General features: G+C 49.7%; 25 protein-coding genes. 11 read left to right on the forward strand and 14 right to left on the reverse strand.

Annotation, left to right across the window (positions count from 1 at the left end):
- Nucleotides 1–2 precede the first annotated feature (2 nt).
- Nucleotides 3–602: a sulfite oxidase-like oxidoreductase gene (locus tag ACZ483_RS00890; protein WP_464324292.1), complete on the reverse strand. Its 600-nt coding sequence runs from the start codon at nt 600–602 to the stop codon at nt 3–5.
- A gap of 68 nt (nt 603–670) precedes the next feature.
- Here ACZ483_RS00890 and ACZ483_RS00895 point away from each other — a divergent pair, with 68 nt between their 5' ends.
- Nucleotides 671–994 (forward strand): hypothetical protein, encoded by a 324-nt coding sequence (locus ACZ483_RS00895; RefSeq protein WP_464324293.1) that lies wholly within the window; start codon nt 671–673, stop codon nt 992–994.
- Here the strand turns inward: ACZ483_RS00895 and ACZ483_RS00900 are convergent.
- The 4 genes from ACZ483_RS00900 to dtd form a co-directional block, all read right to left on the reverse strand.
- Nucleotides 991–1578, reverse strand: coding sequence for an anthranilate synthase component II (locus ACZ483_RS00900; RefSeq protein ID WP_464324294.1), 588 nt, complete (start codon nt 1576–1578; stop codon nt 991–993). The genes ACZ483_RS00895 and ACZ483_RS00900 overlap by 4 nt on opposite strands.
- A 19-nt stretch (nt 1579–1597) precedes the next feature.
- A complete protein-coding gene (locus ACZ483_RS00905) occupies nt 1598–2257 on the reverse strand; it encodes a phosphoribosyltransferase (RefSeq protein ID WP_464324295.1) in 660 nt (219 codons plus the stop codon).
- Entirely contained in the window at nt 2254–2607 is a 354-nt protein-coding gene (locus ACZ483_RS00910; RefSeq protein ID WP_464324296.1) for a hypothetical protein, read from the reverse strand. The genes ACZ483_RS00905 and ACZ483_RS00910 overlap by 4 nt, the downstream gene beginning before the upstream one ends.
- 62 nt (nt 2608–2669) lie before the next feature.
- Entirely contained in the window at nt 2670–3116 is a 447-nt protein-coding gene (gene dtd / locus ACZ483_RS00915) for a D-aminoacyl-tRNA deacylase (RefSeq protein ID WP_464324297.1), read from the reverse strand.
- Between the two features lie 80 nt (nt 3117–3196).
- On the opposite strand from dtd, the gene ACZ483_RS00920 reads away from it, so the two are divergent.
- The 5 genes from ACZ483_RS00920 to ACZ483_RS00940 all read left to right on the forward strand — a co-directional run bounded on the left by ACZ483_RS00920 (nt 3197) and on the right by ACZ483_RS00940 (nt 6118).
- Nucleotides 3197–3409 carry a nucleotidyltransferase family protein gene (locus ACZ483_RS00920; RefSeq protein WP_464324298.1) on the forward strand — a complete coding sequence of 71 codons (213 nt, stop codon included), beginning with the start codon at nt 3197–3199 and terminating at the stop codon, nt 3407–3409.
- A 29-nt stretch (nt 3410–3438) separates the two neighbouring features.
- Nucleotides 3439–3708, forward strand: coding sequence for a HepT-like ribonuclease domain-containing protein (locus tag ACZ483_RS00925; protein WP_464324299.1), 270 nt, complete (start codon nt 3439–3441; stop codon nt 3706–3708).
- 79 nt (nt 3709–3787) lie between these two features.
- A complete protein-coding gene (gene dksA, locus ACZ483_RS00930) occupies nt 3788–4150 on the forward strand; it encodes an RNA polymerase-binding protein DksA (protein WP_464324300.1) in 363 nt (120 codons plus the stop codon).
- Nucleotides 4143–5363 (forward strand): aminotransferase class I/II-fold pyridoxal phosphate-dependent enzyme, encoded by a 1221-nt coding sequence (locus tag ACZ483_RS00935; RefSeq protein ID WP_464324301.1) that lies wholly within the window; start codon nt 4143–4145, stop codon nt 5361–5363. The genes dksA and ACZ483_RS00935 overlap by 8 nt, the downstream gene beginning before the upstream one ends.
- On the forward strand, nt 5360–6118 hold the full coding sequence (locus ACZ483_RS00940) for an aminotransferase class IV (RefSeq protein ID WP_464324302.1): 759 nt from the start codon (nt 5360–5362) through the stop codon (nt 6116–6118). Before ACZ483_RS00935 ends, ACZ483_RS00940 begins: the two co-directional genes overlap by 4 nt.
- Here ACZ483_RS00940 and ACZ483_RS00945 read toward each other — a convergent pair.
- Genes ACZ483_RS00945 through thiS form a run of 5 tightly spaced genes read right to left on the reverse strand, consistent with a single transcriptional unit; the run spans nt 6074 to nt 9924 of the window.
- Complete coding sequence (locus ACZ483_RS00945) at nt 6074–7057, reverse strand: VIT1/CCC1 transporter family protein (protein WP_464324303.1); 984 nt, start codon at nt 7055–7057, stop codon at nt 6074–6076. The genes ACZ483_RS00940 and ACZ483_RS00945 overlap by 45 nt on opposite strands.
- Nucleotides 7054–8358: a protoporphyrinogen oxidase gene (gene hemG / locus ACZ483_RS00950; RefSeq protein ID WP_464324304.1), complete on the reverse strand. Its 1305-nt coding sequence runs from the start codon at nt 8356–8358 to the stop codon at nt 7054–7056. The genes ACZ483_RS00945 and hemG overlap by 4 nt, the downstream gene beginning before the upstream one ends.
- Nucleotides 8358–9161 (reverse strand): thiazole synthase, encoded by an 804-nt coding sequence (locus ACZ483_RS00955; protein WP_464324305.1) that lies wholly within the window; start codon nt 9159–9161, stop codon nt 8358–8360. The genes hemG and ACZ483_RS00955 overlap by 1 nt, the downstream gene beginning before the upstream one ends.
- Nucleotides 9162–9165: 4 nt before the next feature.
- Nucleotides 9166–9717 (reverse strand): Uma2 family endonuclease, encoded by a 552-nt coding sequence (locus tag ACZ483_RS00960; protein ID WP_464324306.1) that lies wholly within the window; start codon nt 9715–9717, stop codon nt 9166–9168.
- A complete protein-coding gene (gene thiS / locus ACZ483_RS00965; RefSeq protein WP_464324307.1) occupies nt 9718–9924 on the reverse strand; it encodes a sulfur carrier protein ThiS in 207 nt (68 codons plus the stop codon). It lies immediately after the preceding gene.
- A 53-nt stretch (nt 9925–9977) separates the two neighbouring features.
- On the opposite strand from thiS, the gene lon reads away from it, so the two are divergent.
- A complete protein-coding gene (gene lon / locus ACZ483_RS00970; RefSeq protein ID WP_464325154.1) occupies nt 9978–12341 on the forward strand; it encodes an endopeptidase La in 2364 nt (787 codons plus the stop codon).
- On the opposite strand, the gene ACZ483_RS00975 is transcribed toward lon, so the two are convergent.
- A complete protein-coding gene (locus ACZ483_RS00975) occupies nt 12335–13840 on the reverse strand; it encodes a hypothetical protein (RefSeq protein WP_464324308.1) in 1506 nt (501 codons plus the stop codon). The genes lon and ACZ483_RS00975 overlap by 7 nt on opposite strands.
- Complete coding sequence (gene leuB / locus ACZ483_RS00980) at nt 13827–14921, reverse strand: 3-isopropylmalate dehydrogenase (protein ID WP_464324309.1); 1095 nt, start codon at nt 14919–14921, stop codon at nt 13827–13829. Before leuB ends, ACZ483_RS00975 begins: the two co-directional genes overlap by 14 nt.
- 132 nt (nt 14922–15053) lie before the next feature.
- Here leuB and ACZ483_RS00985 point away from each other — a divergent pair, with 132 nt between their 5' ends.
- Complete coding sequence (locus ACZ483_RS00985) at nt 15054–15206, forward strand: hypothetical protein (protein WP_464324310.1); 153 nt, start codon at nt 15054–15056, stop codon at nt 15204–15206.
- Here the strand turns inward: ACZ483_RS00985 and truA are convergent.
- The gene (gene truA, locus ACZ483_RS00990; protein ID WP_464324311.1) at nt 15203–15922 is read right to left on the reverse strand and encodes a tRNA pseudouridine(38-40) synthase TruA; all 720 of its coding nucleotides are present in this window, start codon (nt 15920–15922) and stop codon (nt 15203–15205) included. The two genes, ACZ483_RS00985 and truA, sit on opposite strands and share 4 nt — an antisense overlap.
- Before the next feature lie 38 nt (nt 15923–15960).
- Between truA and ACZ483_RS00995 the strand changes: the two genes are divergently transcribed.
- From ACZ483_RS00995 to ACZ483_RS01005, 3 genes are read left to right on the forward strand one after another with little or no spacing between them, the layout of a single operon-like run.
- Nucleotides 15961–16383 carry a GIY-YIG nuclease family protein gene (locus tag ACZ483_RS00995; protein ID WP_464324312.1) on the forward strand — a complete coding sequence of 141 codons (423 nt, stop codon included), beginning with the start codon at nt 15961–15963 and terminating at the stop codon, nt 16381–16383.
- Nucleotides 16352–16849, forward strand: a complete 498-nt coding sequence (locus tag ACZ483_RS01000; protein WP_464324313.1) for a DUF29 domain-containing protein — start codon at nt 16352–16354, stop codon at nt 16847–16849. The genes ACZ483_RS00995 and ACZ483_RS01000 overlap by 32 nt, the downstream gene beginning before the upstream one ends.
- Nucleotides 16846–17811: an ATP-dependent 6-phosphofructokinase gene (locus ACZ483_RS01005; protein WP_464324314.1), complete on the forward strand. Its 966-nt coding sequence runs from the start codon at nt 16846–16848 to the stop codon at nt 17809–17811. Before ACZ483_RS01000 ends, ACZ483_RS01005 begins: the two co-directional genes overlap by 4 nt.
- Here ACZ483_RS01005 and dapF read toward each other — a convergent pair.
- Nucleotides 17801–18640, reverse strand: a complete 840-nt coding sequence (gene dapF / locus ACZ483_RS01010; protein ID WP_464324315.1) for a diaminopimelate epimerase — start codon at nt 18638–18640, stop codon at nt 17801–17803. The two genes, ACZ483_RS01005 and dapF, sit on opposite strands and share 11 nt — an antisense overlap.
- Nucleotides 18641–18650: the final 10 nt, after the last annotated feature.

Raw genomic sequence — 18650 nt, forward strand, 5'->3', positions numbered from 1 at the left:
TATCAATCGCCCCAGTATCTCTGCTCCTTCCATGGATCACCGAGCATGTGGTATCCTCTTTCCTCCCAGTAACCGGGTTTGTCCTCCCTCCTGAACTCTATTCCCCAGACGTACTTGGCGCTCTTCCAGGCGTACAGCTGAGGTACAACGAGGCGGAGAGGGTAGCCGTGCTCCTGAGGTATGATCTCGCCGAACATCCTGTAAGCTAATATAGAGTCCTCCTTTGCGAAGTACTCTAAGGGCATGTTGGTCGTGTATCCCTCGAGACAGTAAACGAAGACGTACCTGGCTTCGGGCTTTGGCTTTACGAGCTTTATTATCTCTGTAGTTGGAACTCCTTCCCACTGGATCTCTCTAACGCTCCATCGGGTCACGCAGTGGAAGTCGGCGACAAGCTCCACCGAAGGCAGGCTCAGCACTTCTTCGTAGGTCATCTCTATGGGGTTCTCTACCTCTCCCCAGACCTTGAACCTGTACTTCTCTATATCGATCCTTGGCAGTTTCTCCACTATGTCGTAAACGATCGGATAGTTTATCCAGTGCTGACCGGGAGGAAGGCGGTCCGGTCTCTGATTTATCGGACTTACGATCCTCTTCTTCATACTTCAATGATCTTATATCTACAGGACACCGAATCCTATGATCGGCGGCATGGAATATCTTATAGTGGATGGACAAGTCTCAGCTCGACGAGGAGCTCCTCAAGGAGATAGCGAGCGTAGGTGGGGGCTACGGAACAAAGATAGAGAGGTACATGAGGGAGATGGAGAGGCTGAGGAGGGCTATCCTTTACCTCAGATCGAGGATAGAGAGGGAGAAGCGAACTCCCCTCTTCTCCATAAGGATGTCCATCAGGCTGAGGAAAAGATTTTTAAAAGTCAGGGAGGAAGCTTACAAACACAGATTTTATCTGATAATCTACAGGGAGGCTCTCGGTCTTCTAAAACACAGGGAGGTCTTTGAGCTATACAACATAGAGAGCTTGGAGCTTTAGACCTTTACCCTATCTCCAACCACGTCGAGGAAGTTCTTGAGGACATCCATGCCGTGCTCCGAGAGAATCGACTCAGGATGGAACTGGACACCGAACACGGGATACTCCCTGTGCTGAACCCCCATTATCTCCTCGTCCTCAGACCACGCTGTTATCTTCAAGACGTCGGGGAGGCTCTCCCTCTCTATAACGAGGGAGTGGTATCTGACCGCTGTAAAAGGGCTCGGTATATCCTTGAAGATCCCCTCACCCGTATGGAATACCTGAGAAACCTTCCCGTGCATCAGCCTCCTGGCTCTGATTATCCTTCCTCCGAAGGCTACACCTATTGACTGATGACCGAGACAGACACCGAGTATAGGTATCTCTTTGTGAAACCTCCTTATGACGTCCACCGAGATCCCCGCCTCTGCCGGCGTACAGGGACCCGGAGATATCACTATGCCTTCAGGAGCGAGAGACTCTATCTCTTCGATCGTTGTCTGGTCGTTGCGCTTTACTATTATCCGAGCACCGAGCGAGCTGAGATACTGGACGAGGTTATAGGTAAAGGAGTCGTAGTTGTCGATCATCAGGATCTTCATGAGAGATTAATATATACCCTCACGGTTCGAAGAGACCCTCCTTCTTTGCTCTCTCTATATAATCGATAGCCTCCTCGTCGGAGAGCTGATGGAAGTCCCTGTAAAACATACCCACCGCAAAGCTCATCTCCGAAGATCTGTGGTAGCAGAGGAACTCGTCCGCATGTCCTTTGAACCTCTCAGCTGCATCTTTGGGGCACACGGGAACGGCAACTATTACCCTCCTGGCTCCCCTCTTCTTGGCAAAGCCTGCGCTCGCTATAGCGGTGTATCCCGTAGCCACGCCGTCGTCCACTATTATCACCTCCCTGTCCTTGAGGTCGGGATATCCCTGAGGCAGGAACTTCTTCTCCCTTTCCCTGAGCTCCTTCAACTCCTTCTCGGCAACGCTCCTTATAGTCTCCGCATCGAGCTTGGCGTAGCTGACGAGCTCGTGGTCGAGGTAGGTTTCCCCGTCGGGATCTATAGCACCGAATCCAGCCTCCTCGTTCCATGGCAGACCGAGCTTCCGGACTACAACTATACTCATCGGTATCCTGAGTTCCCTTGAGAGCTCGTAGGCAACAGGGATACCTCCCCTCGGAATGGCGAGGATTATGGGTCTGTCTTCGTGGTAAATCTTGTCCTTCAGAACCTCGGCAAGAAGCCTCCCTGCCTCCTCTCTGTTTTCAAGAATCATACCAGCTTCTCAAAGATCGAGTTTATGCTATCGAGCTTCCTGTAAGCCTGAACCACCACGTAGCTGAGCTGATCCCCCTCCGCTATGGACAGATCGTAGAGTATAGAGCTGACATCCTTCAGAACGTTGTACAGCGTGGTGTAGAGCTCCTCTCCCATCTTCTTCTGAGGATTCGGTATCTCCTTGAATATCTCCCCCACAGCATCGCTTATGCTCTTTAGGTGTTGTGCGAGGGACAGTATCTCGTAATCGTTTCTGTAAAGATCTACAACGTCGTTGTATCTCTCCTCTATCTCCGAGAACATGCTGCTGAAGAGCATGCCCTCTAAAAAGGCTATGTCCTGTCCCATTCCGATCCTCCAGCTTCCTAATAATTTCGTCGGTAGTTTCGAATATTTCAACCTGTTTAAGCTCAGAGTTCCTCCGAATTTAAGATGATTGTCACGGGTCCCCAGTTCCTTATATAAACGTCCATCATGGCACCGAATATTCCTGTCTCCACCCTTAGACCCGTTTCCTTAAACTTCTCCACGAAGTAATTGTAAAGTTCCTCAGCCCTCTTCGGCTCCTCTGCCATCTCAAAGCTCGGTCTCCTCCCCTTTCTGACGCTGGCGTAGAGAGTGAACTGGGAGACTATGAGAACCTCTCCACCTATATCGAGCAGGGAGTGCTGGAACTTTCCCCTCTCGTCCTCGAAGATCCTGAGGTTCGCTATCTTGTTCACAAGCTTATCAGCATCCTCCTCTCCGTCCCCCTTCTTAATACCTAAGAGGACGTTTACCCCCCGTCCTATCTTCCCCACTGTCTCCCCGTTCACCTTAACGTAGGACTCTTCCACCCGCTGGATCACCGCCCTCATGGGAAGCTTATATTATAAGTCATGGCTGTTAAAGGGAAGGTCTCCTCCCTCCCAGGGGTGTATCTCTTTTAAAGGACAAGTTGATTGAACTCAGAGAGAGGTTCGGTGTCAGAAGGATAGGAGTTTTCGGTTCTTTTGCAAGAGAAAGACAGAGGGAGGATAGCGATGTTGATATCCTCGTGGAGGTGGAACCAGCAAGAACCATCTTTGATCTTGTAAGGCTTTCCGACTACCTGTCCGAACTTTTAGGCAGAAAGATTGATCTTGTAACTGTTCCCGCCCTGAGAGAATAGCGGACCATGTATTTGAGGGGGTCGTCGAAGTGAAGGATCCCTTGCTCTACCTTATGGATACTTTCGAGGCTGTAGGAAGGATACTCGAACACACGGAGGGAATGAGTTTTGAGGAGTTTGTCGGAGACGAAAAAACGAGGGACGCGGTGGAGATAAGGTTTCAGATATTAGGTGAAGCTGTTAAGAAGACACCTTCGGAGCTGAAGAGGAAGTATCCACAGGTGCCGTGGAAAGAGATGGCAGATTTCAGGGATGTGATAGTCCATGACTATTTTGGAATTGATTACGCAAGAGTCTGATCAAACGGGAACTTTCTCAAATACGCATCCTATTATCGAACATACTTCGGGAAGAAAAGAAGTAGTTATACTTAATATAATGAAGCATTTGAGCGAGGAGCAGATAAGGGAAATCAAGGAAGCTCTCCTCAGAATGAGGGAGAAGCTCATAGAGTCGGCGCAGGAGCAGATAAGGGATCCCTCAAATGTCACCTTCGAGGGAGGAGACGAGATAGACAGGGCGGACTTAGAGGAGGAGAGATACCTGACCTTCAGGATAAAGGGAAGGGAGGCGACGCTGATCCACAAGATAGATTACGCCCTGATGAAGATAGAGTCGGGAACCTATGGAATTTGCGAGAACTGCGGTGCGGAGATACCCTTTGAGAGGTTAAAGGCGAGACCAGTAACGACGATGTGTTTTGAGTGTAAGGAGCTGGAAGAGGAGCTCGAGAATGATTGACCAGAACATGGACTGGGCTTTCCCGAGGATAAAGAGGCTTCCCCCCTACGTCTTCGCGGTTGTGAACGAGCTCAAGTACAAGCTCAGGAGGGAAGGAGAAGACATCATAGACCTCGGTATGGGAAACCCGACCACCCCTCCAGCGCCCCACATAATAGAGAAGCTCTGCGAGGTGGCGAGACGTCCCAACGTTCACGGCTACTCCTCCTCGAAGGGGATACCGAGACTTAGGAAGGCCATCTGTGATTTCTACGAGAGAAGGTTCGGCGTAAAACTGGATCCCGACCGAGAGGCGATAATGACCATAGGGGCGAAGGAGGGCTACTCCCACCTAATACTTGCCCTCGTGACACCCGGAGACTCAATCATAGTCCCCAATCCCACCTATCCCATACACTACTACGCCCCGATCATAGCGGGAGGGGAAGTTAGAACCATTCCTATAGTTTTCGACGAAGGGCAGGATCCTCAGGAGGAGTTCCTCAGGAGACTCTACCAGACGGTGAAGGAGTCGATGCCCTCTCCGAAGGGGATAGTGGTGAGCTTCCCCCACAACCCCACCACCGTATGCGTTGAAAGGGACTTCTTTAAGGAGCTCGTCGGCTTCGCCAAGGAGAAGGGGATATGGATAATCCACGACTTCGCTTACGCAGATATAGCTTTCGATGGCTACAGACCCCCCTCTATCTTGGAGGTGGAGGGGGCTAAGGACATTGCGGTGGAACTCTACTCCATGTCCAAGGGCTTTTCCATGGCGGGATGGAGGATAGCCTTTGCCGTCGGAAACGAAAGGCTCATAAAGAATCTCGCTCATCTTAAAAGCTACCTCGACTACGGAGTTTTCACCCCCATCCAGGTTGCCGCCGTAATAGCCTTAGACAGTCCCTACGAGATTGTGGAAAAGAACGCAAGGATGTACGAGCAGAGGAGAAACGTCCTCGTTGAGGGACTCGCCTCCGCAGGATGGCACGTGGAGAAACCGAAAGGCTCCATGTTTGTCTGGGCAAAGATTCCCGAATGGATCGGTATGAACTCCTTGGACTTTTCGATGTTCCTTCTGAGAGAAGCCAAGGTTGCTGTATCCCCCGGCATAGGCTTTGGAGAGTATGGTGAGGGATACGTGAGGTTCGCCCTCGTCGAGAACGAACTGAGGATAAAGCAGGCTGTGAGGGGGATAAGGAGAGCTTTCAGAAAGCTACAGGCAAAGGTATGAACAGAACCCTCTACTTCGGGGAGGGACTTTTCGAGACGATCAGGTGGAAGGGAGTAAACAGAAAACTGAAACTCCACTACGAGAGGTTGAGAGGTTCAGCAGAGTTCTTCGGAATACCCTGTCCTACCTTTGAAGAGTTCATAAGAGAGATATCCCAAAAAGCTAAAGGTGAATGCTACGTTAAGTTCTGTCTCTTTTCAAAAGGAGGGAATTATTACGCCGATAGATCCGAAGGATACGAGATAAAGGTTATTGTAAGAGAGCTCCCTGAACCTCCTTCGGAGGTAAAGCTTACCCTCTCTCCCTTCCAAAGACACTCCTCAAATCCTCTATGGAGACATAAAACCATGAACTATCTCTTTAACGTTCTTGTGAAGAGGGAGGCAAAAGAAAAAGGTTTCTTCGATGCCGTGATCCTCAACGAGAGAGATGAGATAACGGAGTGCTCAGCATCGAACCTCTTGCTCCTTAAGGGAGAAAAACTCTACACCCCTTCGAGTGAGTCGGGACTTCTGTGGGGAACGACCCTCGAGGTTATCTCGAGGGAGATAGGTGTGAAGGAAGAGAGGTTGAAGCTGAGAGATCTCGAGGAGGCGAACGGTGTCTTCATAACCAACTCGTTGATGGGAGCTGTGCCTGTGGTGGAGGTTGAGGGATCGAGGAAGGAGATTGACAGGGAGGTGTTCAGGGAAATGAACGACGCTATAAACTCATACCTCAAGCCCGAAAAATCTTTTAACAAGGGATCCAAATAGGAAGCTCGCTCCGGCGGCAAACCCGGCCGAGAGAACCATCTCTAAGACTTTTTTCTTCAGAGATATACCCGAGACGAGGGCTATAAAGCCTCCCACGAGGGCGAGGACAAGAACCGCCAATGAGAGGGAAAAGTAGAGCCCCGTAAGGGAATCCTCCACCAAGAAGTAGGGAGAGACGGGGAAGACGACACCAAGAAGGTAGGAAAGTCCCGTAAAGAGAGCGGATCTTATCTCGTTCTCTGAACTGTTGAAATCTTTCGGTATCCCCTTCCCAGTTATATCGGCGAGAATCCTTTCCCTTTCCCTCATAGCCTCGTTCACCTGTCTCTGGGATCGGACGGATACGAAGGCTCCCACGCCCATAGAGATAGCTCCTGCCACACCAACTACAACGGCGCTTGCGCCCACAACTACGGGTTCGCTCCTGTAAACCGCCGAGAGACCCGCAACCACGCCGAGGAGCTCCACGAGGCCGTCGTTCATTCCGAGAACGAGATCCCTAACGTTCGAAAGTCCCATGCTCTCAAGCCTGTCCCTGAAGGCGCTCTCGTGGGATAGCTCGTCCAAGATGATGGCTTTTAGAGCCTTGACCTCCTCCTCGCTCAGTTCATTGGACCTTTCCTTTACAAACCTGTAGTACTGTGTGTAAGCGGAGGACTCGCCAAGCTCTAAGAGAGAGACGAGGAGCAGAGGATTTATAAACTTAGACAGGAAAAAAACGAAGCTCTGAAAAAACCTTCTCCTTTCGGAAGGGACCTCCTCCCCTCTCCTTTTCAGGAACTCACGCCAGAACTTGGCGTGTCCCTTCTCCATGTTCGCTATTCTCTTCAGCTCCTCCCTGAGCTCCGGATCTTTAACCCTGCCGGCAAGCTCCGTGTAGAGTCTGTAGTCGTTTATCTCCCCGACGTAAAAGTCTTTGGCAAGATCCGTTAATTTCATCCTAAATACTCTTTCACCTTCTGCGCGGTCTTTGAGGAGAACCTTATGCAGTCCGCCATAGATACACCGCTCAGATAATTCCCTGTAAGGAAGAGTCCCTTATGTATCTCCTCCATCTCCTTCGCCAGATCTAAATACTTCCCGTAGCCGAGAGTGTACTGAGGTATAGCCCTCTTCCACTTCTGGATATGGAGTATCTCCACATCGTTCACTCCGAGTATCTCTTTGAGTTCCCTCTCCACTACCTCCGCTATCTCCTCGTCGGAGAGCTCTATAGCCTCTCTGTCCGCTGCCCCTCCCATGTAAACCGTGAGGAGATCTCTTCCCTGCGGAGCCCTTCCGGGAAAGAGCTTGGAGGAGAAGATCACGCCGAGTATTCTCTTCCCTTCCTTCCTCGGAACGAGAAGACCGAAGCCTTCCGGAATATTTCCTGAGCTGACCGAGAGGTTTACCACAACCACCGGAACGTAGTCTATCTTGTCAAACTCCAAGGAGGCGCTCCAAGAGAGATCCTTGAGCAGATAGGAGGAGGTGTAGGCGGGAGAAGAGACTACTACGCTCCTTGACTCAACCTTTCCCCCGCGGGTGTCTAAGATGAACCTGTCGTCCTTCCTTCTCATCCTTAAAACTACGTTCTCCCTCTTTACCTCAAGCTCATCCGCAAGCCTGTCTATTAAGGTTTTCAGACCTCCTTCAAAGGATATGAGCCCTCCCTTCGGTCCGAGAGCCTTCTTCTTGATGGCTCCCTTTATCAGACTCCCGTACTCTCTCTCAAGCTCATAGACCTTCCTCACCGCATACTTCACGGAGAGCTTTTCGGGATCCCCCGCGTAAACTCCCGATACGAAAGGTGCTACCACGTAATCCAAAAACTCCTGTCCGAGCCTCCTCCTCACGAACTCTGCTATGCTCTCCTCCTCTTTCAGAGAAGGTTTAGCCCACGGCTCTAAGAGAACCTTTACCTTTCCGCCGATGGAGAGGAGAGGAGAAAATAAAAAAGAGACAGGACTGAGGGGAAGAGGCACGAGTCTGCCTTTCTTGTAAATGTATCTGTTCTTTGATGAAGGGTTCGCTTTGAGAGGCTTTAATCCGACCTCTTCAAAAAACCTCAAAACCTCCTCATCCGCCAAGATGGTCTGGGGACCGAGCTCAAAGAGATATCCGTCTTTGCGGATAGTTTTTACGTTCCCTCCTATGTCCTCGTCCTTCTCATAGACCACGACGTCGTAGCCGAGCTTTTTAAGTCTGTAGGCGGTCGAGAGCCCGGATATACCGGAGCCGATTACTACGACGTCCCTCATCAGGACTTGAAGGGGACTCCCTTTGTAGGAGAAGAAGGGACCGCATAGGTTCTCTTCGGCATCCTGCCGGCGAGGTAAGAGAGCCTGCCGGCTATGGTCGCGTACTTCATGGCGACCGCCATCTTTATGGGATCTTTAGCCTCAGCGAGAGCGGTGTTGGTGAGTATAGCGTCCACACCGAGCTCCATAACGGGAGGAATATCTGCAGCGCTACCTATTCCCGCGTCCACTATGACAGGAACTGAGACAGCTTCCTTAATGAACATGATGTTATAGGGGTTCTGGAGTCCGAGACCTGAACCTATCGGAGCGGCGAGGGGCATAACCGCGGCGCAACCGACGTCCTCAAACTTCTTCGCATAGACAGGATCGTCAAATATATAGGGGAGAACCACGAAACCTTCCTTGACAAGAACCTTAGCAGCCTTGAGGGTCTCTTCCATGTCCGGAAGTAGGGTCTTCTGATCACCGATGACCTCGAGCTTTATCCAGTTTATACCTGTCGCCTCTCTGGCGAGCATAGCGGTCTTTATTGCTTCTTCCGCCGTATAGCAACCAGCTGTGTTGGGAAGTATCAGGTACTTCTTGGGATCTATGTAGTCCAAGAGGTTCTCCTTCGTAGGATCGGTTATGTTGACCCTTCTTACCGCTACGGTTATTATCTCCGCACCGGAGGCTTCGAGAACTTCTTTGTTCTCCTGAAAGCTCTTGAACTTACCCGAGCCTATGATCAGCCTCGACTTGAAGCGTCTTCCCGCTATCTCAAAGGGGTCATCCTCAAGGAGTCTTTCCCAGTCGGTCATTCCTTCACCTCCAGATTTTAGAGAAATTTAATTTAGGCTTGCACTTTCCGAGGTCAAAGGTGTATTCGCCTTCCTTAGAAAACTTGACATCCAAGGAGTATTTTCCGTTTCTAAGTTTGTAGATCTCCACCTCCTCAGTGTCCGGATCTACTATTACGTAGTAATCAACGCCTTCCCTCTCATAGATGTAGAACTTGTTTATTTTGTCCTTCTCTCTCGTAGAGGGGGATAATATCTCAAAAACCACCTTCGGCGGGAACTCCAACCTCTTCTTGGAAAAGAGATCCTTTTCAAGATCTTCGGAGCACACTATGAGGTTGTCAGGCTCTAAGATCATATCTTCTGAGATGAACCAGTCTATTGAGATAAGAGATACGCAGTTCTCACAATCTTCAAGTTCCTTCTCCAAAAGGCTTCCTATAAGGAGGCTTATCCTCTGATGCTTGGGAGTAGGCAGAGGAGACATCGCGTAAGGGATACCTTCTATAAGCTCCCATCTTCCTTCCCACCTTTCCCAGTCCTCTACGGTGTAATGGGGAAGAACTCTCGCCTTCAATCAACCACCTCCCACCAGCTGGACTATCTCAACCCTGTCCCCTTCCCTAACCTTCCTTGTTGTGTACTCCGACTTTGGAACTACCTCCTCGTTTATCGCTACTGCAAGTCCCACTTCGCGGAACTTCACATCCATGATCTCGAGGAGCTCCATAACCGTTACTTCTCTATCTATAACCTTCTCCTGACCGTTAACGAGAATCTTCATAAGAAAAATATAATATACTTAGGGAAAGGAGGAGAGCGGTGACACCAGAACTGATGCAGGTTCCAGAAGTTCCCGACTTTCCGAGGGAATATCCACTGATGCCCCTCAGGGACATAGTCGTGTTCCCAACTATGGTTCTTCCCCTGTTCGTTGGCAGAAACTTTTCAATAAAGGCGGTGGAGGAGGCAAGTAAAAAGGATAAGCTCATCTTCCTTACCCTTCAAAAGGAGAAGGATATAGAGGAGCCAAGGGAGGAGGATCTTTACAAGGTTGGAGTTATAGCCCACGTAATAAGGGTTGTTCCCATAGAAGAAAACAGGATAAAGGTCCTCGTCCAGGGTATAAGGAGGGGAATTATAAAGAGCATAGAGCTGAAAGACGACCACTACGTCGCCCTCGTAGAACCAGTTCAGGAAAGAGACATAGAGGAGAAGGATCTTACGATAGAGGACAAAGCCCTTATAAAGTCAGTGAAGGAACTTCTGGATAAGGCTATCTCCCTCGGAAAGCAGGTGATCCCGGACATCGTGATGATAATTAGGGAGATAGAGAACCCCGGAAGGCTCGCCGACCTGATAGCCTCAATCCTTGAGATGAAATCTAAGGAGGCTCAGGAGGTCCTCGAGACCATAGACCCGAGGAAAAGGCTTAGGAAGGTTCATCAGTTCCTCCTGAACGAGGTTGGCATCTTAGAGGTAAAGCAGCAGATAAGTACTCAGGCGAGGGAGCAGATAGAGAAGGAGCAGAGGGAGTACTTCTTAAGGCAGCAACTGAGAGCCATTCAGGAGGAGCTTGGAGAAGCGGACGAGAGGAGAGCGGAGATAGAGGAGTACAGGAAGAAGCTCGAAGAACTCCAGCTTGAAGAATCTACCAAAAAGGAGATAGAGAAACAGATAAAGAGACTCGAGAGGCTCCATCCCGACTCGGCAGAAGCCGGAGTTATAAGAACGTGGCTCGACTGGATCCTCGAACTCCCCTGGAACAAAAGGACGGAAGACAACTACGATCTCGAGAGAGCGAGGAAGATCTTGGACAGGGATCACTACGATCTTGAGAAGGTAAAGGACAGGATAATAGAGTACTTGGCAGTCAGGAAGCTCACCGAAGGGAAAGAGTCTCAGGCTCAGATATTGGCTTTCGTAGGACCTCCCGGTGTCGGTAAGACCTCTCTCGGCAGATCCATAGCGGAAGCCCTCGGAAGAAAGTTTGTCAGGATAGCCCTCGGCGGGATAAGGGACGAGGCGGAGATAAGGGGACACAGGAGAACCTACGTGGGAGCCATGCCCGGCAGGATAATACAGGCGATAAAGCAGGCGGGAACTAAGAACCCTCTCATAATGCTCGATGAGATAGACAAGCTCGCCATCTCCTTTCAGGGAGATCCTGCGGCGGCGCTCTTAGAAGTTTTAGACCCTGAGCAAAACAAGAACTTCACAGACCTGTATATAGGACTCCCCTTCGATCTTTCAGAGGTGATCTTTATCTGCACCGGAAACAGGATGGACACCATACCCACACCCCTCTTGGACAGGATGGAGATCCTCCAGCTCTCCGGATACTCCGAAGAGGAGAAGCTCTTTATAGCCCAGAGACACCTCATACCCAAGCTCATACCCCTGCACGGTCTTAAGGAAGAAGAGGTTCAGTTTGAGGACGAAGCTATTCTTGAGATAATCAGGGGCTACACGAGGGAGGCTGGAGTCAGAAACCTCCAGAGGCAGATCTCTTCGGTTCTCAGGAAGATAGCGGTGAAGAAGCTCAAGGGTGAGGAAGGACCCTTTAAGATAACCAAAGAGGATGTTAGGAAACTCCTGGGTGTTCCCAAGCACAAGCCCGAGAGGGAGCTTGAACCCCTCGTAGGCATAGCCACAGGACTCGCTTGGACGGAGGTCGGTGGGGAGATAATGTATATCGAAGCTACGAAGATGAAGGGGAAGGGGGGTCTTCTACTGACTGGATCTCTGGGGGACATAATGAAGGAGTCTGCTCAGGCAGCTCTCTCCTACATAAGATCCAACGCCGAGCATTACGGGATAGATCCTGATATATTTCCCAACATAGACATCCACATACACGTTCCGGAGGGAGCGGTTCCCAAGGACGGACCCTCCGCAGGCGTTGCCATAGCCACCGCTCTTATCTCACTCCTCACCGACATACCCGTGAGGATGGACATAGCCATGACGGGAGAAATAACCCTGAGGGGAAGGGTTCTGCCGGTGGGAGGTCTCAAGGAGAAGATACTCGCGGCTAAGAGGGCCGGAATCTATGAGGTGATCCTTCCAGATAGGAACAAGGACGAAGTCTTGGAGGATCTTCCCGAGTACGTCAGGGAGAAGATGACCCTTCACTTTGTGAACCGCTTGGAAGAAGTTTTCAAGCTCGCTTTGACGAGATATCCAGTAACCGCTCAGTAAGGTTCTATCTCCACCTCGAAGATGTCGCCTCTGTTCTGAAGTGGAAGAGTTCCCGTTCTTCCTGTTATCACAAAGGTTTTTCCCTTCCTCGTTGTAACTACCGCCTGAATAGCCTCCTCGAACTTCTTTCCGATAACCTTCTTTAGCTCGAGCCTGCCCCTCCTGTCGGAGACCAGAAGGTAGACCTCACCCTCTGAGAACTTCGTAACGTCCAAGAAGCGGTAAATCGGACTCGTCACGTTTTTAATCAGTACGGGATACTCCTCTTTAAGAACTCTGGTCCATCCGAAACGTGGATTGAAGGTGTACTTATTGTCGTCTTCATAAGTGCCCGGAAGTTCTGCCGTGGTGTAGGACCCTGAGAAGTTGTCCTCTGAAAGCAGTAGTTCCTCTCCTCTGTAAACCCTCAGGTATCCATCGTCGTCAGTGAATATGAGAAGATCCTTGAAGAGTACCGCGGAGTCTATCCTGAAGCCGGAGGGAACGGGGAAGTCTTCCCCCTCTACCACCTCCTCCCCTTGAAGCTTTAACTTCTTAACGCTCCCCCACAGGTTTCTACTATCGAAGCCCTGACCCACGAAGGTTTCCTCAGCCCTGCTTTTGTCTAAAACAGCCATGAAGTAGGGTATGTCTTTTTTCACTATCACGGGCGTAGAACCCACGACCTTGACGAGGGCTGAGTTTACGGAATCCCCTGATATCATGTTCAAGATTATCACGTCCTTGCCATTATCGAGGGGTACACACTGGACAGAAACAGGATAGCCGGATGGTAGATTCATCGAGGCGTACTCAACTAATTCCTTCCTCAAAATCTCGTAAATTCTAAGCTTACTGCTAAAAAGAACCACTACGTAGTCCTTTTCGTTTCCAAAGAAGTTGCAGGCGTCTGCCGAGAGAGGTAGTTCTGGGAAGGTAAATAGGAACTTGGCGTGTAGCCTAAACTCTTCGGGGAGCCTTCTCTCCACGATCTGAGCCACCTTGGGTGCCGGTTTTTCAAAAAAGGCGAGGGCAACACCCTTCCTCTCTATCCCGAAGCCTCTCTCGAACTCCCTCACCACGTAGTTGCAGTCTTCACCTTTTCTTAAGGTCCCCACGAGGGAGCTTACCTTGAAATATCCCTCCTCGCTCCCCACGAAGCAGATACTTCCATGGTGTAGCCTGACTTTGTTTCCCTTCTCGATACCCCTGTCTTCAAGGATCTCCGCAAAGGAGAACCTATCCTTTACCTCAGTAATCCTGACCTTGCCCACCACCTCCTCGGTCGCTCCTAAGACCTCACCTGTAACAGGGTGGACAAGCTTCTTCCCTTCCTTAACCGCCTCAAAGACTTCCCCCACAAAAGCAGATCCTTTACCCAGATCGAGCACTACCTTATCGTCCAACTTCTCAACTACGTAGCCCTCTCTCTGGAAGAACTTCTTTATCCCTTCGAGGTTCTGGGAAAAGGAGAACCCTACGAGTAGGAGTAGTACGGCTAAGATATTAAGTCTCTTCACCTTTTAACCTCCCCATATTTTCAATTATCACATCTGTGATCTCCTGAGTTCCCACTTTTTTACAACCCTCGGAGTATATGTCTGGTGTCCTGTAGCCTTGATTGAGAGTTTCCTCAACGGCTTTTTCTATCAGATCGCTCGCCTCATCCATTCCGAAGGAGTACTTGAGCATCATAGCGGCGGAAAGGATCGTTGCTATCGGATTGGCTATTCCCTTTCCAGCTATATCAGGAGCGGAGCCATGGACAGGTTCGTAGAGGGCGTACCTCTCACCAACGCTCGCGGAGGGGAGCATACCGAGGCTTCCAACAACAACTCCTGCCTCATCCGAGAGTATGTCTCCGAAGATGTTCCCAGTAACGATAACGTCGAAGGTGTTGGGTCTCCTGACTATCTGCATAGCGCAGTTGTCCACGTAGAGGTGTTCGAGCTCAACGTCAGGATACTCCTTAGCTACCTCCTCCACCACCTCCTTCCAGAGGGCGCTGACCTCGAGGACGTTGGATTTATCTACGCTCGTGAGCTTCTTCCTCCTCTTCCTCGCTATCTCGAAGGCTTTTCTCACGACCCTCCTTATCTCGTCCTCGGTGTACCTCATGGTGTTTATCCCTACCCTCTTTCCGTTCTCCTCGAATATCCCCCTCGGCTCTCCGTAGTATATACCGCTCGTTAGCTCTCTCACCACAAGCATGTCCGTTCCCCGAACTACCTCCTGTTTTAGGGGGGAGGAGTCTATTAGAGGTTCCCATACCTTTGCGGGTCTGAGGTTGGCAAATAGGTCGAGCTCCTTTCTAATTCTCAAAAGCCCCTTTTCGGGTCTCTCGTCCGTGGGCAGGTCGTCCCACTTCGGTCCTCCGACCGCTCCGAGAAGGACTGCATCGGATTCCTTACATATCTTGAGGGTCTCTTCTGGCAGAGGGTCTCCCGTCTCGTCGATCGCTATTCCACCTATCAATCCTTCTCTGAGCTCGAACCTGACGTTGAAGAGCTCCTCGACCTTCTTCAACACCCGAAGGGTCGCATCGACTATCTCCGGACCTATGCCGTCTCCTCTTAGAACCGCCACTCTAAAGGTTTGCATGGAAGAGTATTATAAGGGAGTTACATTCCAAAAGCTTTAAATTTAGTCCCCGAAGGGAGAGTTAGCCATATCTAAGGGCAGATTGACCGTACGCTATTACGGCTCAAATTTCTGAGTAAGGAGGTGAGAGACATGTGTTTCTCTATGGAGGAGTATGAAAGGCTCAAGGCTATAGTTGAGGAGAGGAAGAAGTTAAGGGAAAAGCTTAAGGATATAAAACCCTCCGACTTCGAGAAGAAAGAGGAGGAAAAGGAAGAGAAGCCCGTTGAGGTAAAGGCGGACTAAGGCTGTACCTTTTCTAAGGTAAGCCCCTTCGCGGGAGCGGTGTAGGGGAAGTTTTCTCCTTCGAGAAATCTTTTTATATCCTCTGGGCGAAGCTTCCTCTCTGCAGTCCAGACTATCGCCCCCACGAGCCTCCTGACCATATACCTTAGAAAGTGGGAGGCGGTGAACCTCAGTTCTATTAGCTCTCCTTTTTTAGAAAGCTCTATCTTAAGATCTATAAGCGTACTCTTTTCATCCTCTAACTTTGCAAAACCTCTGAAGTCATGGAGTCCGCTGAGCATCCTTACCGCCTCCTTCATACTTTCGATGTCGAGATCCCTCGTGATTTGCCATGAGAAGGGGTAAAGGAACGGATCTCTGGTGTGTGAGTTCCAAATTCTGTAAAGATAAACCTTTCCCTTTACCGAATACCTCGAATTGAACTCTTCCTCCACCTCTTCCACCTCGTAAACGCCGATGTCCTTAGGAAGGAGGGAGTTCAGACCCCGAAGGAGTTTGTAGGTCTCCATATTTTTGGAACTCCAGAAGTTGGCTACGTAGTCCTTGGCGTGAACCCCTGCGTCAGTTCTGCAACAACCTATAAGTTTTACCTCTTCACAGAGGATTTTCTCAATAGCCTCCTTCAACGTTCCCTGAACGGTCGGAACGCCGGGCTGTATCTGCCATCCGTGATAGTTCGTTCCCACAAAGGCGAGCCTGAGCCTGTAGTTTGGCATGCTTGAATTTTAATCGATGACCTAATAAATTTAATACCATGATGAATTCAGAAAATTTAAGAGAACGAGGTTTTGAGATATATGGTGAATGGAAGTTAAGTGATACAGGAAAGTTAGAACTAATAGGAAGAGATGGCGTTCTTGAGGGGAAGGGTGTTTATGCTTTTATATTGTGCGAAGAATTTGGTAGGCTGCAGGGTAGAAGTGATATACTTTATATAGGTAGAGCAAAAAAGTTTGAAACCAGATTAGATCGTTACTCTTCTAATCCGGATAAAAGTCAAATAACAAACAGAAGAGTTGGGGACTTCTTGGTTAGATTATTGGAAGAAGGATATAGAATTCATGTCTATTTTAAAGTGTTGAATGACGACGATGATATTGGGAGAGAGGAACGCAAACTTTTAGAGCAATATGAATGTGAACACTATGAACTACCTCCATTCAATAGGAGACTTTGATGGGGTTTTCAAATATAATTTCTACGAAAAGGATTACGTAGGATGGCTTGAAGAGAACATAAAGCTTTTAAAGGAAAACAGGCTTGAGATGATAGACAGGGAAAACCTCGTAGAGGAACTCCAGATGAGCATAAAGCAGGAGATTGATCGTTTCGTTTCCAATTTGAGCGTAGTTCTCGAGCATCTCTACAAGTGGGATCATTTGAGGGATATTTCGTCAGGCGGAGTGGGATGGCTCATAAGCATAAGGGAGCACAGAAGGAAACTGAAAAGAGCTTTTGAAGACTCTCCGAGCTTAAAGAAGAGGATAGGAGACAAGCACCTCAAAAGGGCGTGGGAGGATGCGAGGGACAGAATCTATAAATGGCTTGTAAATAACGGATACGATATTAAAGAGTTCAAGATACCCGAAAAACCTCCCTACACGTGGAAAGACGTGTTTGAAAGGGAGATAGAGTTACCATGAAGATAGGTATCCTCTGTTCGGGAGGGGACGCTCCCGGTATGAACGCGGTGATAAGATCGGTGGTCAGAACCGCCCACTCCCTCGGTCATGAAGTTATCGGTATACGGAGGGGATACAGGGGTCTTATAGAGGGGAATTTCATCCCCTTAAAGAGCAGAGACGTCGGAGGTATCTTAGACAGGGGCGGAACGATCCTCCTGAGTAGCAGAGATGAACGTTTCAAGGATCTGAAGTTCAGAGAGAAAGCGTATGAACACGTGAGAAGGGAGGAGATAGAAGCCCTCATAGTTCTGGGTGGAGAGGGAACTTTCAGAGGAGCGGAGCTGATAGCGGAGGAGAGCGGAATTCCCGTGATCGGTGTTCCCTGCACGATAGACAACGACGTAGGCGGGACAGAGTACTGCATAGGCTACGATACTGCCCTGAGGAACGCGGTGGACGCCATAGACAAGATCAGGGATACTGCAAGTTCCCACGAAAGGATCTTTATAGTGGAGGTGATGGGGAGGAATAGAGGATTTATCGCCGTTGAGGCGGGCTTGGCTACGGGAGCGGAGCTTATTCTCGTTCCTGAAGAGGAATATCCTATGGAGAAAATTCCTGAGGACATAGTCAGAGCCAAGGAGATGGGAAAGATACACTTCATAATCGTCATGGCGGAAGGGTACGGTAGGGCTGAGGATCTGAGGAGCTTTCTGCTGAAGGAGATAGGGGAGAGGTACGGAGAGATAAGGGCGACTGTTCTCGGACACCTCCAGAGGGGAGGTATTCCTACCCACACAGACAGGATAATGGGTATGAAGTTTGGGGAAGTGGCGGTTGAGTCTGTTCTGTCGGGGGAGAGGTCGGGCTTTGTAGCCTACGAAAAGGGTAGGTTTTACATAGAAGACTTTGAAAGAGCTAAGGAGTACAAAGAAATCGATCGGGAAGCTCTCAGGCTTAGTAGGAGGCTCAATCTCTGAATATCTCGTAGCTTAGAGTCCCTTCAAAGACCTTGTAAACGCTCCCGTCCAAGAACACCTCTCTGAGATCCTCGTCGAACTCTATCTTAAGGATCTCTCCGCTCTTGGTCTTTACCTCTACGGGAACTTCCTTCACAAGACCTTTTAAGTAGGCTACTATCGCTCCTGCCGTAGCTCCTGTCCCGCAGGCTAAGGTCTCCGCCTCAACTCCCCTCTCGTAGGTTCTTATCCTTATGGCGTTCTCGGAGACAGGCTCTATAAAGTTCACGTTCGTTCCCTTCGGCTGAAACTCCTCGTGGAATCTAATCTCCCTGCCGAGCTTTTTTACGTCTATCTTATCTATGTCTCTCACCGGAACAACGAAGTGGGGAACTCCCGTGTTTATGAAGATGCCTTCAATTTTCTCTCCGTTCACATCCAGTACCTTCTCCTGTGGCTCGGAAGGGGGTGTGAGCTGAACCTTTACTCTCTTTCCACCGTCAAGAACCTCCGCCTTTATAACACCCGCAAGGGTCTCGAACCTAACCTTCTCATCAACTATCCCCAAATCGTAGCAGAAGCGAACCGCGCATCTGGATCCGTTACCGCACATCTCCGCTTCCGATCCGTCCGCGTTGAAGAACTGCCATCTAAAGTCGTTCTCCGGAGACTCTGGATCTTCTATAAGTATCAGTCCGTCCGCACCTATCCCTGTGTGGAACTCGCAGAGCTTTACGACGAACTCTTTAAGACAAACTCCGAGCCTTTCTATAGTTTCATAAACCTTTCCGTCCCGGTTGTCTATCAAAATGAAGTCGTTTCCCGATCCCTGAAGCTTTGCAAAGTCCATTTAAAATATT

This window comes from Hydrogenivirga okinawensis, assembly GCF_055385515.1.